Below are 11880 nucleotides of genomic sequence, written 5' to 3'. Positions count from 1 at the left end.
ACATTTTCAGGATATGAATGAACTGGGCCTGGAACTGGTCGATCAGGTGGCCCTGCATTTAAAAGGCATTTTGCATCAATTGGGCCAGGCTTATATTTATCAGCCAAATACCAAAGCTCAAATCAGTCTGGACCTGTTTTTTCAGGCCGTTGAATATCACCCAGAACCGTGGGTTTTTATGATTGCCGAACGCTGGGGTGGTTCAGAAGTGATTCGCCATGCCATTGCCCGGGAAATTAATTTTTTAGTTGAAGATTTGGCCAATGACCTATGCAAAATGGAAACCGTACAGCACATTCATAATGTGCCAGACCTGCGGGTCATTTCTAATATTTTAATTAACTTATCTTTTACCTGGGCGATGACCTGGATGGACATCAACCGTGAATATGAGGCTCAGGAACGCCTGGACCAACAAAAACAATTCAAGTTGCAAACCATTACTCAAGTGCATCTGATTTTCCGTGGCATCTCCAACTGGGATCCTTCCAAAGATTCTCTTTCTTCATAATTGAATAACGCCCAGATATAAAAAAACCGCCCAGATGGCGGTTTTTTAAAAGCCTGTTGCTTATTTGGCTTTACGTTCTTTTTCTACCAGGTAGCTGATGACTTGAGTCACTTTAGCATCTTCACCTTGCACCACATATTTACCATTCACCACCACCGCTGGCACACCACTCAGTTGATACTGCTGTGCCAACTGCTTGGCTTGTGCCACTTTTGAGGTAATTGCAAATGAGTTAAACATGCTGTTGAATTTGGCTTCAGGCACGCCATATTTTACAAAGAATTTGGCTTGTGAGTTTTGATCAAAAATCTGCTGACCATTGGCATGAATGGCATGGAATAAAGGCAAGTGAGTTTTCTTGCGCACTCCTAATGCTTCAGACACATAATAGCCACGTGCGCCTTGTTCCCACACCGGATTCATCGCCGCAGGAGTACGCACAAAGTTAACATCTTTAGGAATTTTTCTGAGCCAAGCCTGCATATGCGGCTCTAATCGGTAACAGTGTGGGCAGCCATACCAAAAGAATTCACGCACTTCAATTTTTCCAGGTACCTGAACTTTACCCGGGTTAGCCACCACGGTGTAATCTTTACCCGCTACGAAATTTGCTGCCATGGTGCTGCCTGACAAGGCGAAAATAGCCGTCGCTACGCTACCTAAAAGAAATTTTTTCATTGACCTTATTGTCCTCTAAATCATTATGCTTAATTTATGCGATCACTATAAATCAATTATGCCGAATTCGTTTTCATTCTGTGAACTTTTTTACGGCATTTATCGCTTTTTTTAGAATAAACGCTACACTAAGCCCCTATAACTTTTTTTAAATTATAACGACTTGATTGAGGTGATACCGATGTCGCAATTGAATGTTGATCCACAAGAAATTGCCAAATTTGAAGCATTCGCTGCCATATGGTGGGATCAGCATTCTGAGTTCCGCCCCTTGCATATGATCAATCCGCTACGTTTAAACTGGATTGATGAACATGCAGGTGGTTTAAGCGGTAAAAAAGTGCTCGATGTCGGTTGCGGTGGCGGCATTTTGTCGGAAAGCATGGCGCGTCGTGGGGCCAATGTTTTGGGTATCGATATGGGTCTTGCACCTTTGAATGTGGCGCGAATTCATGCCGAGCAGGAAGGCGTACAGAATATTGAATATCGCCAGGTTCCCGTGGAAGAACTCGCCAAAGAACAGGCCGGGCAATACGATGTGGTGACTTGTATGGAAATGCTGGAGCATGTGCCTGATCCGGCATCGATTATTCAGGCCTGCCAAACCCTGGTCAAACCGGGCGGTCATGTGTTCTTCTCGACCATTAACCGTAATCCTAAATCTTATTTATTTGCCATTATTGGTGCAGAATACGTCCTGCATATGCTGGCCAAAGGCACCCATGATTACAGCAAGTTTATTAAACCTTCCGAGCTGGCACACGACATCCGTGCGGCAAATCTGAAACTTAAAGACATGACTGGCCTGCATTACAATCCGCTGACCAAACGTTACTGGCTGGCACCGAATGTCGATGTGAACTATATGGTGTATACGGTAAAAGAAGGTGCCTGATGAAAGCTGTACTGTTTGACCTGGATGGAACCCTGATTGACACTGCGGCTGACTTCATTCGCATTATTCAGGACATGTGCCGCGATAAACAATGTGAAATCGTAGCAGCGGATTTAATTCGTGCCCAGGTGTCTGAAGGCGCACGCGCCATGGTAAAACTGGTCTATCCGGAACTGGATGTGGAAGATCCGGTGTTCCTTGCCCATCGGCAGCGTTTTTTGGACTTGTATGGGGAAGATATTGCGGTAGAGACCGATCTGTTCGAAGGCATGTATCCATTGCTGGAACAACTGGAAAGTCAGGATATTCCCTGGGGGATTGTTACCAACAAGCCACGCTGGCTCAGTGAATCCTTGCTGAAAGCACTCAATCTGACCGAGCGCTGTGCGGTTTTGGTCTGCCCGGAAGATGTCAGCAATACCAAGCCCGACCCGGAACCGATGTATCTGGCAGCCAAGCAAATTGATGTCAGACCCGAAGACTGTATTTACGTCGGTGACCATCCACGTGACATCGATGCGGGTCGTAATGCGCATATGTACACCATTCTGGCAGGCTATGGCTATTTACCTTTACAACACAAAGATGACTTAACAGCTTGGCAAGCTGATTGTATAGTGAAGTCGGTTGCAGAATTACATCAAGTGGTTAATCAATTAGTCGGCGTAAAACAAGATCATAATTCACTCATTTCATAAAGACATAACAATATAAACGAGGAGGTAGGCAATGAAATATTCAGAATATCAACCTCGCCCCGATCTGTTAAAAGATCGCATTATCCTGATTACAGGTGCGGGCGATGGTATTGGTCGTGCTGCTGCACTAAGCTATGCACTGCATGGTGCAACTGTAGTTCTGCATGGACGTACCCTAAACAAGCTTGAAGTCATTTATGATGAAATTGAAAGCCTGGGTGCGCCACAACCGGCTATTCTGCCTTTGCAACTCTCCAGCGCTTCTCCTCGTGACTATGAGTTACTGGTCGGTACTTTGGAAAAACAGTTTGGCCGCTTGGATGGTATTTTGCATAATGCCGGAATTCTGGGGGAACGTACCGAACTGGCCCATTACCCGGTAGATGTCTGGGATGATGTGATGGCGGTGAATCTGCGTGCACCTTTTATTTTGACTCAGGAACTGTTGCCTTTACTGGCAAAGTCTGAGCATGCTTCTGTAGTCTTTGCCAGTTCCGGTGTCGGCCGTGAAGCACGCGAGCGTTGGGGTGCATATTCGGTATCAAAAATCGCCATTGAAGCGGTGAACCAGATTTTTGCCAAAGAAAATGTTTATCCAAACGTGCGTTTTAACTGCATCAATCCGGGTGCTACCCGTACAGCCATGCGTGCCAAAGCCTATCCTGAGGAAGATCCAAAAACCTTGGCGACACCAGAAAGCATTATGCCGGCATACCTGTATTTAATGGGTGATGACAGCCTACATCTAAATGGTCAAAGCATTGATGCACAGGATTAATGCTTGAAAAGACCAAAAAAGGGAGCAGATGCTCTCTTTTTTATGCTTGTTTTTTTTAAAATTTCAGCTCATAAAAGCCTTTAAATCGTATTTTCAAATCAATATTAAAATAATATTCGGTTTTACAAATTAAAAAATCAAGCCTATGCTGATTCTCATTCAACAGCAGCTTATATGAGGAACGGGTAATGGCCGATCAAAAACGTAGAATTGAAACAATCCGTATTATCGAAAATTTACAACTTTCCACTGTGTTAATTCATGGTTTGGATGATGCTCAACAGGCAGAAGCCATTGCAGAAGCGGTCAGCTCACTACAAGATTTGGTTGAACAATGGAACTAAACGTAAAACTGTATTGAACCATCAAGCCAAATCCGCTGTTCAGGCAGTTTTTTAGAACAATTTTGAATTAATAACCGCCATATCAAAAAATTGATACAAAGTTTTCTTCAACAAAAAATTTTTTAGTATTTAATAGCGCTATAAAATTGTTGAAGATTTTTAAATCATGAGATTATTTTAAATAATATCCTTATTATCTCTGCATTTTTTAAGAAATGCGTGATTTGTCTTCACAGTTTCTCTGCAATTTTTTCGTACATTAGCATCAATGAAATTAATACTTTTTATGAGGGTTCAACATGAAAAAGATTTTGACAATTTTGGCAATTTCTTTCAGTGCATTGATGGCAAACAGTATCACCACTGCTGCACCTCATGAAAAACACGGTAATCATTATGGTTGGGATCAATCTGGTCAGCAAAAATTTAATAATAAAGGTCGCGATTTTCGTGAAGATGATGACGAGATGCAGGATAAACGCCGTATGCGTGAAGAGCGCGGCTTCCAGCGTCTACAGCAGCATAAATGGCAACCGGGATATGTGATGCCACAGCATTACCGTGGTAATGGTTATAAGGTCGACTATAAAAGTCATGACCTGCCTAAACCGTCGCGTAACCAGCAATGGTACAAAATCAACAATGACTATATTCTAGTGGATACCGACAGCAATAATATTGTACGTATTCAGGGTTTCTAAACTTAGTTTTTAATTCTCCACGCCCAAACTTGAGTTTGGGCTTTTTTATTTTTTTAAAACTGATCTTGTCTCTACACTACAGTTCTGTATCTGACTGGTTTTTAGCACTTTTGCTTTCTTCTTTTTTTCTCCATCAATTTCACAATTCAACTATATAGCTCTCATTTTTTATCTCTAATTTTTGGTTAATTTTGTCTTATCGAAAACATCTTCAAAATGATCCAAGGTGAAAGTAATGAAAAAAGTTCTAACTACGATTGCGCTTTCTTTATCTGCATTGATGGCAACTTCTGCAATGGCAGCGCCGGATCATCGTTATGATGATCACCAACGTTATAACCATGCTCCATCGCATCAGGACAAACGTTGGGATAATAATAACCGTTATGACAATAAGAAGGTAAACCCAAGCCGTGACTGGCGTGCAGGGCAAAACTTCCCGCGTGTATTCAGCTCATCTAGCTATAAAGTCAGCGATCGTGACGCACGCCGTTTACCCAATACTGGCCGTTATCAACAATGGTACAAAGTCAACGGCGACTATGTCTTAGTCAATGAACGTACCGACCGGATTGTGCGCATTATCAACTAATACCGGCATAAGTTTCCGATTCCCTAAAAAACACCTGAACGCCATTCAGGTGTTTTTTTATTTTTTAGCTTCCCCCACGTCATTTTTTGATTAGAATCAAAGCAGGAAATAGTTTTTAATTTTGAGATAGGTATGCAAACGAATTTATCGGAAACATCACAAAGCACGAATTTACAATATGTGCATTGGTTTCGACATTCTGCGCCCTATATCAATGCTCACCGTAATAAAACTTTTGTCATCATGTTTGATGGTGAAGCAGTACAGCATGAAAATTTCCAGCATATTATCCATGACATTGCCCTGCTGCATTCTTTAGGCATTCGTCTGATTCTGGTGCATGGCGCCCGTTCGCAAATCAACCAGAACCTCAAAGCCAGCGGCATTCAAACGCCATTTCATAATCACCGCCGGATTACCACGCGTGAATCTTTAAGCTGCGTGATGAATGCAGTGGGTTCTATCCGCCTGCAAATTGAAGCCCTGCTTTCCATGGGTCTGGCCAATTCACCTATGTACGGTGCGCGTATTGATGTGATCTCGGGCAATTTTGTCACCGCCAAACCTTATGGCATTCGTGATGGTATTGATTTCCAGCTCACCGGTGAAGTGCGCACCGTCGATACCGATGCCATTCAAAGACATCTGAAAAACCATAATATTGTGCTGCTTGGCCCCACAGGTTATTCCAATACCGGTGAGGTGTTCAACTTGGTCGCAGAAGAAGTCGCTACTAATACCGCTATTTTGCTGAAAGCGGACAAGTTGATTTTCTTGGGTAAACAACAGGGCCTGGTCAACGAATTTGGACAATTGCAACGTGAAATAGCGCCGCATCAACTCGATCAGCAGATCTTGCAATATCAGGACTCTAACCCCGATATCGCCTTGCAGTTACGTGGGGCAAAAAATGCCTCGCTTAAAGGAGTGAATCGTGTACATCTGATTTCTTATACTTACGATGGCGCCTTGCTGGAAGAATTGTTTACCCGTGACGGTGCAGGTACCATGATGACCGATTCGCATTATGAAGATGTGCGTACTGCAACGATTCAGGATGTCGGTGGTTTAATGAATCTGCTTCGCCCACTGGAAGCTGAAGGCATTCTGGTCTATCGCTCACGTGAACGATTGGAAAGTGAAATTGAGCAGTTTTCCGTGATTGAACGCGATGGCATGATTTTAGCCTGTGCAGCGCTGTATCCAATTCCAGTGTCAGCCAATGAAATTAAATCCGCCGAGATTGCCTGTGTCGCGGTCGATCCCACCTACCGCAAATCCAACCGTGGTAGCCAGATTCTGCATTATCTGGAAGACAAAGCCAAAAGCCTGGGCATTCAGCAACTGTTTGTACTGACCACACGTACTGCGCACTGGTTTGTCGAGCATGGTTTTGAACCTGCCAGTGTCGACGACCTGCCCAATGCACGACAGGCACTCTATAACTACCAACGTAATTCCCTAGTCTTCAAAAAGTCACTTTAAAGTGGCTTTTTTTATGGCTGCTATATCTTTATTTTTTATATCTTTATGAGGAACCTCTTCAAATTCATCCTGATTTGTTTATAGCGTTTTTGCATATCCTTATCCATGCTTAAGATTTAGAATCTAAATTAATTAATATCAATAACTTAATTAAATAAAATCAACTATTGAATTGTCTTCATAAATCACATTTCTGCATAAGTTTTTCTTTTTTTTATTTATCTTTTTTCCTCATTAGAAATTTATCTTTTCTTATTTTTTTCGAAAAAGAAAAGGCTTTAGCGTATGTGTTCAATATTCAACACTTCATTATTGCGGAGCACACGTTCATGAGCGCCATTCAAGCAAAATTCTGGGCGAAACCATTGGTCCTTTCTTCAGTAGTTGCTGGCGCAATGATGATGTCAGGTTGTGGAAAAAAAGAAGCTGAAACCGTGACTTTAAATATCGGTTTTCAAAAATATGGCTTGCTACCGATTATTAAAGAACGCGGCACTTTAGAAACAGCGTTGAAAGACCAAGGCGTGAATGTGAAATGGGTCGAATTCCCTGCCGGTCCACAATTGCTTGAAGGCCTAAATGTCGGCAGTGTTTCCTTGGGTGAAGCAGGTGAAGCGCCGCCTATTTTCGCGCAGGCAGCCAATTCGAATCTGGTTTATATCGCCAACCAGCCGGCAGCACCTAAAGCTGAGGCACTCATTGTGAAAAAAGATTCGGCCATTCAAAACATCCAGGATTTAAAAGGTAAGCGTGTTGTCCTGAATAAAGGTTCTAACGTGCATTACTTATTGCTCAAAGTGCTTGAAGCCAACAAGCTGACCTTAGATGACATCCAGGTGGTGTATTTGCCGCCTTCAGATGCACGTGCCGCATTTGAGCGTGGTGCAGTCGATGCCTGGGTAATTTGGGATCCGTTCTTTGCTGCTGCTGAAAAGCAGATTGGTGCCCGTGTCATTGCGACCGGTGAAAACCTGGTCAGCAACCATCAGTTTTATTTAGCTGACCGTAAATTTGCCGAGCAGCATCCGGATGTATTGAAAGCTGTGGTGAATGAACTCAACACCACCACACAATGGGTTTCCCAGCATCAGGCGGAAGCTGCCAAGCTGCTGGAAAAACCAACAGGACTCTCTAACGATATTTTGAAAACATCTATTTCTCGTATGGGTTTTGGTGTGCAACCGATTTCTGCCGAGGTGATACAAAAGCAGCAATATGTTGCCGATGCATTTTATAGCCAGAAACTGATTCCAAACAAACTCAATATTCAAGCCGCGATTTTAGCGAAGTAAACCAGAGAAAAACTTAGGGAATTTAACATGACTCAACATCAGCCACACAACAAAGCAATTACATGGTTCAAAACCTCCAGTCATGGCATGCATGCCATGCTCGTTGCTTGCGCGATGTTGGGTTCAAGTGCAGCTTGGGCTGTTGATCCTTCGGTAAAACAGCTCCGCGTTGGCTATCAGAAAGCTTCTGTGAATTTAGTCATTGCGCAGCAACAAAAGCTGTTTGAACAGGAATTTCCTAACGCAAAAATCACTTGGAATGAATTTCCTGGCGGTCCGCAAATTTTGGAAGCACTGGCGGTCGGTTCGATTGATATCGGTGCCACAGGTGATACACCACCTGTTTATGCTCAGGCCGGTAACAAGCCATTACATTACTTTGCTTATGAAACGGCCAAACCTTTATCTTCTGCCATTTTAGTACCCGGCACCTCGAAAATTACCCAACTCAGCCAGTTAAAAGGTAAACGTGTTGGCGTGCACCGCGGTTCAAGCTCACATTATTTATTGGTGCAAGCGGTACGCAAGGCCGGTTTGCAATGGACTGATATTCAGCCGATCTGGTTAAGCCCGGCTGATGCACGTGCGGCTTTCCAGAAAGGTGCGATTGATGCCTGGGCCATTTGGGATCCGTACTATGCTGCGGCTCAAGTGGAAGATAAGGCCAAAGTGCTGGCTTCAGGTAAAGGTTTAAGTCCAAATTACACCTTTTATCTGGCTTCAAGTGATTTAGTTAAAAATCATCCGCAGGCACTCAAAGGCATTATCAAGCAAGTGAACGTTGCAGATAAATGGGTACAAAGCCACAAGGCTGCGACTGCAACTCTATTTGCCCAAAGCACTGGATTAAAACCGAATGTCAGCCAGGCATTTATCCAGCGTCGTCCGAACCCGTCTAATGCTGCTCTACTCAGCAAGAAAGTGATTGCCGATCAGCAAGAACTCGCTAACCGTTTTAGCGAACTCAAGATCATTCCGAAATCTATCAATATTCAGCAAGCCGTCTGGGCAGGCAAATAATCTAAGGATCAAAGCAATGAAAATTTTCTGGTTTATTCCTACGCATGGTGACAGTCGTTATTTAGGTACAAGCAAAGGTGCACGCCAAGTTGACCATGCATACATGAAACAGATTGCCGTAGCGGTAGACAACCTGGGTTATGAAGGCGTACTGATTCCAACCGGCCGTTCATGTGAAGATCCCTGGATTACCGCAGCCAGCCTGATTGATGCGACCAAAAACCTAAAATTCCTGGTGGCATTACGTCCAGGCGTGACTACACCTGCCCTGGCTGCACGTATGGCTGCAACCTTTGACCGTTTGTCTGGCGGTCGTGTTCTGCTTAACCTGGTAACAGGTGGCGATGAGCAGGAGCTGAAAGGTGACGGCGTGTATGAAGATCACGCGACCCGCTATAAAACGGCGGCTGAGTACACCACCATCTGGCGTGAGATTTTAAAACGTTCACACACAGGTGAAAGCTATAGCTTTAATGGTGAACGCTTACAAGTGGAAGATGCCAAACTGCTTTATCCACCGGTACAACAACCTTATCCACCGCTTTGGTTTGGTGGTTCTTCAGATGCAGCTGTAGATTTAGCCACTGACCAAGTCGACACTTACCTGACTTGGGGCGAGCCACCCGCAGCAGTGAAAGAAAAAATTGAAAATGTCAAAGCCAAAGCTGCTGCTAAAGGCCGCAGTTTAAATTACGGTATCCGTTTACACGTGATTGTGCGTGAAACCAATGAACAGGCATGGGCTGCTGCTGAAGAGCTGATCCAGTATGTAGATGATGCAACCATTGCCGCTGCACAACAAAAATTCAAACAGATGGATTCAGTCGGCCAACGCCGTATGGCTGAACTGCATAACGGTGACCGTACTAAACTTGAAGTCTCTCCAAACCTTTGGGCAGGTGTAGGCCTAGTTCGTGGCGGTGCCGGTACTGCACTGGTGGGCGATCCTGAAACGGTTGCTGCACGTATTCAGGAATATGCTGATTTGGGTATTGATACCTTCATTTTCTCAGGCTATCCACATCTGGAAGAATCCATCCGTTTTGCAGAATTGGTGTTCCCGTTACTGCCTTTGGAAACCCGCAAGAAACTGGCTCAACCAAACTTAACCGGTCCTTTTGGTGAAATCGTGGCAAATAACTATGTTGCTGATGAGGCTAAAAAGGAAGTTAATCAGGAGCCGGCTTAATGAGCAAAACAATTTCTGCTGAAAGCTTGGCGAAAGCCAAGGTTTCACGTGGAACACAATTTGGGCAGCGCTTGCTGCCCTGGTTGGTTCCGATTGCACTGATTTTAATCTGGCAAATTGCATCCAGTACCGGGCTTTTGGAAAGCCGTATTTTACCGGCACCGAGTGCTGTGGTAAGTGCGTTTTGGCATCTACTGATCAGCGGTGAACTTTGGCAACACGTGAAGGTGAGTGCCGGACGTGCCCTGCTCGGCTTATTGGTCGGTGGCGGTTTAGGCTTACTGCTCGGTCTGCTGAATGGTTCTTCTAAAACCGCATCGACCCTGCTGGATACCACGTTACAGATGATCCGTAATATTCCGGCTTTGGCCTTAATTCCTCTGGTGATTTTATGGTTCGGGATTGACGAATCTGCCAAGCTATTTCTAGTCGCAGTCGGAGTGTTCTTCCCGCTTTATATCAATACTTATCACGGTATTCGTTCGGTAGATCCGCAACTGATCGAGATGGGTAAAAGTTACGGCTTAACCCGCTGGCAATTATACAGAGAAATTATTTTGCCAGGCGCGATGCCGTCTATTCTGGTCGGTTTACGCTTTGCCCTGGGCCTAGTGTGGGTGCTGCTGATTGTGGCCGAAACCATTTCTGCACAATCGGGCATTGGCTATATGACCATGAATGCCCGTGAATTTTTACAAACTGACGTGGTATTGGTGGGAATTTTACTTTACGCCCTGCTAGGCAAACTGGCTGATGTATTGGCAGTAGGCTTGGAAAAATACTTGCTCCGCTGGCATGCGGGCTATCAAAAATAAGGAATAAGACATGACTGATTTAAGCATAGGGCGTCATGCATCTGAAGAACGCTCAATCCCGCAACAACCTGGCAGCACAGATATTAACCCGAACGCTGTTGTGGGTGCAGAAATTCTGATTGAACAGCTGCATAAATTTTATGCTGAAGTGAAAGTTCTGGAAGATCTGGACCTGCACATTCAGCCGGGTGAATTTCTTGCCATTGTCGGCCGTAGTGGTTGTGGTAAAAGCACCCTGCTGCGTATGATTGCAGATTTAGAACAACCGAGCTATGGCGAAATCAAGTTTAAATCAGCACGTCATATTCGCGAAGGCATTAGCAGCGATGACATTCGGGTCATGTTCCAAGACCCACGACTGTTGCCATGGCGTAGTATTGAACAGAATGTACAATTGGGTTTAGCCAAAGAGCATCAAGACAATGCTTCTGCGCTGCTGGAAAAAGTGGGACTGAAAGAAAAAGCCGGATTGTGGCCATCTCAGCTTTCAGGCGGTCAACGTCAGCGTACTGCGCTTGCCCGTGCCTTATCACATAAGCCGCGTATTTTACTGCTGGATGAACCCTTAGGCGCGCTAGATGCACTCACCCGTTTGGAGATGCAGAACCTGATTGAAAAGCTCTGGACCGAGCAAGGCTTTACCGCAATTCTGGTGACCCATGATGTCAGCGAAGCGGTTCAACTGGCCGACCGGATTATTCTGTTAGATAAGGGACACATTGCCCAGCAGTTTAAAGTCGATTTGCCGCGACCACGTAAAAAAGATTACGCATTTACCGAACTGGAACAGCAAGTACTGAATGCGGTATTGGCCACCTGATGTTGTTATTTCAATTCGTATTTAAAATGAGCACTGATCCATTTTGCGTTAATTGAGATCGG

The 11880-nt window shown here is 44.4% G+C and carries 14 protein-coding genes; 13 read left to right on the top strand and 1 reads right to left on the bottom strand.

Translation table 11 applies throughout. The features are described 5' to 3' along the window. On the top strand, positions 1-511 hold a 511-nt coding region (locus B2Y23_RS07690), incomplete at its 5' end, for a TetR family transcriptional regulator (RefSeq protein WP_291370020.1). 60 nt (positions 512-571) lie between these two features. On the opposite strand, the gene B2Y23_RS07685 is transcribed toward B2Y23_RS07690, so the two are convergent. Further along, entirely contained in the window at positions 572-1189 is a 618-nt protein-coding gene (locus B2Y23_RS07685) for a thiol:disulfide interchange protein DsbA/DsbL (protein ID WP_291354232.1), read from the bottom strand. A gap of 181 nt (positions 1190-1370) precedes the next feature. On the opposite strand from B2Y23_RS07685, the gene ubiG reads away from it, so the two are divergent. The 12 genes from ubiG to B2Y23_RS07625 all read left to right on the top strand — a co-directional run bounded on the left by ubiG (position 1371) and on the right by B2Y23_RS07625 (position 11818). Further along, on the top strand, positions 1371-2084 hold the full coding sequence (ubiG, locus tag B2Y23_RS07680; protein ID WP_291370018.1) for a bifunctional 2-polyprenyl-6-hydroxyphenol methylase/3-demethylubiquinol 3-O-methyltransferase UbiG: 714 nt from the start codon (positions 1371-1373) through the stop codon (positions 2082-2084). Beyond that, positions 2081-2782 carry an HAD family hydrolase gene (locus B2Y23_RS07675; RefSeq protein WP_291370024.1) on the top strand — a complete coding sequence of 234 codons (702 nt, stop codon included), beginning with the start codon at positions 2081-2083 and terminating at the stop codon, positions 2780-2782. The genes ubiG and B2Y23_RS07675 overlap by 4 nt, the downstream gene beginning before the upstream one ends. A 31-nt stretch (positions 2783-2813) precedes the next feature. Then, the gene (locus B2Y23_RS07670) at positions 2814-3560 is read left to right on the top strand and encodes a YciK family oxidoreductase (protein ID WP_291370016.1); all 747 of its coding nucleotides are present in this window, start codon (positions 2814-2816) and stop codon (positions 3558-3560) included. A gap of 188 nt (positions 3561-3748) precedes the next feature. Continuing rightward, positions 3749-3904, top strand: a complete 156-nt coding sequence (locus tag B2Y23_RS07665) for a hypothetical protein (RefSeq protein ID WP_291354236.1) — start codon at positions 3749-3751, stop codon at positions 3902-3904. Between the two features lie 299 nt (positions 3905-4203). Beyond that, positions 4204-4605, top strand: a complete 402-nt coding sequence (locus B2Y23_RS07660) for an RcnB family protein (RefSeq protein ID WP_291354237.1) — start codon at positions 4204-4206, stop codon at positions 4603-4605. A 235-nt stretch (positions 4606-4840) separates the two neighbouring features. Then, positions 4841-5197 (top strand): RcnB family protein, encoded by a 357-nt coding sequence (locus B2Y23_RS07655; RefSeq protein WP_291354238.1) that lies wholly within the window; start codon positions 4841-4843, stop codon positions 5195-5197. 132 nt (positions 5198-5329) lie between these two features. Beyond that, positions 5330-6682, top strand: a complete 1353-nt coding sequence (gene argA / locus B2Y23_RS07650; protein WP_291370014.1) for an amino-acid N-acetyltransferase — start codon at positions 5330-5332, stop codon at positions 6680-6682. A gap of 329 nt (positions 6683-7011) precedes the next feature. Beyond that, entirely contained in the window at positions 7012-7974 is a 963-nt protein-coding gene (locus tag B2Y23_RS07645; protein ID WP_291370012.1) for a sulfonate ABC transporter substrate-binding protein, read from the top strand. Between the two features lie 87 nt (positions 7975-8061). Next, entirely contained in the window at positions 8062-8994 is a 933-nt protein-coding gene (locus tag B2Y23_RS07640) for a sulfonate ABC transporter substrate-binding protein (protein ID WP_291370022.1), read from the top strand. Between the two features lie 16 nt (positions 8995-9010). Continuing rightward, positions 9011-10183 carry an FMNH2-dependent alkanesulfonate monooxygenase gene (gene ssuD / locus B2Y23_RS07635; protein ID WP_291370010.1) on the top strand — a complete coding sequence of 391 codons (1173 nt, stop codon included), beginning with the start codon at positions 9011-9013 and terminating at the stop codon, positions 10181-10183. Further along, complete coding sequence (gene ssuC, locus B2Y23_RS07630) at positions 10183-10998, top strand: aliphatic sulfonate ABC transporter permease SsuC (RefSeq protein WP_291370008.1); 816 nt, start codon at positions 10183-10185, stop codon at positions 10996-10998. The genes ssuD and ssuC overlap by 1 nt, the downstream gene beginning before the upstream one ends. A 10-nt stretch (positions 10999-11008) precedes the next feature. Continuing rightward, on the top strand, positions 11009-11818 hold the full coding sequence (locus B2Y23_RS07625; protein ID WP_291370006.1) for an ABC transporter ATP-binding protein: 810 nt from the start codon (positions 11009-11011) through the stop codon (positions 11816-11818). The last annotated feature ends 62 nt before the right edge of the window (positions 11819-11880 follow it).

This window comes from Acinetobacter sp. UBA5934, assembly GCF_002430855.1.
Taxonomy (GTDB): domain Bacteria; phylum Pseudomonadota; class Gammaproteobacteria; order Pseudomonadales; family Moraxellaceae; genus Acinetobacter.
The sequence above is the reverse complement of the archived record's forward strand: the minus strand, read 5'-3'. Positions and strand labels throughout refer to the sequence as shown.

What these genes read in the sequence shown, in the direction of transcription:
- B2Y23_RS07655 (WP_291354238.1), top strand. Translation starts at nt 4,841, where the DNA reads ATGAAAAAAGTTCTAACTACGATTGCGCTTTCTTTATCTGCATTGATG.
- B2Y23_RS07645 (WP_291370012.1), top strand. Translation starts at nt 7,012, where the DNA reads ATGAGCGCCATTCAAGCAAAATTCTGGGCGAAACCATTGGTCCTTTCT.
- argA (WP_291370014.1), top strand. Translation starts at nt 5,330, where the DNA reads ATGCAAACGAATTTATCGGAAACATCACAAAGCACGAATTTACAATAT.
- B2Y23_RS07660 (WP_291354237.1), top strand. Translation starts at nt 4,204, where the DNA reads ATGAAAAAGATTTTGACAATTTTGGCAATTTCTTTCAGTGCATTGATG.
- B2Y23_RS07625 (WP_291370006.1), top strand. Translation starts at nt 11,009, where the DNA reads ATGACTGATTTAAGCATAGGGCGTCATGCATCTGAAGAACGCTCAATC.
- B2Y23_RS07685 (WP_291354232.1), bottom strand. Translation starts at nt 1,189, where the DNA reads ATGAAAAAATTTCTTTTAGGTAGCGTAGCGACGGCTATTTTCGCCTTG.
- ssuD (WP_291370010.1), top strand. Translation starts at nt 9,011, where the DNA reads ATGAAAATTTTCTGGTTTATTCCTACGCATGGTGACAGTCGTTATTTA.
- B2Y23_RS07640 (WP_291370022.1), top strand. Translation starts at nt 8,062, where the DNA reads ATGCATGCCATGCTCGTTGCTTGCGCGATGTTGGGTTCAAGTGCAGCT.
- B2Y23_RS07665 (WP_291354236.1), top strand. Translation starts at nt 3,749, where the DNA reads ATGGCCGATCAAAAACGTAGAATTGAAACAATCCGTATTATCGAAAAT.
- ubiG (WP_291370018.1), top strand. Translation starts at nt 1,371, where the DNA reads ATGTCGCAATTGAATGTTGATCCACAAGAAATTGCCAAATTTGAAGCA.
- B2Y23_RS07670 (WP_291370016.1), top strand. Translation starts at nt 2,814, where the DNA reads ATGAAATATTCAGAATATCAACCTCGCCCCGATCTGTTAAAAGATCGC.
- ssuC (WP_291370008.1), top strand. Translation starts at nt 10,183, where the DNA reads ATGAGCAAAACAATTTCTGCTGAAAGCTTGGCGAAAGCCAAGGTTTCA.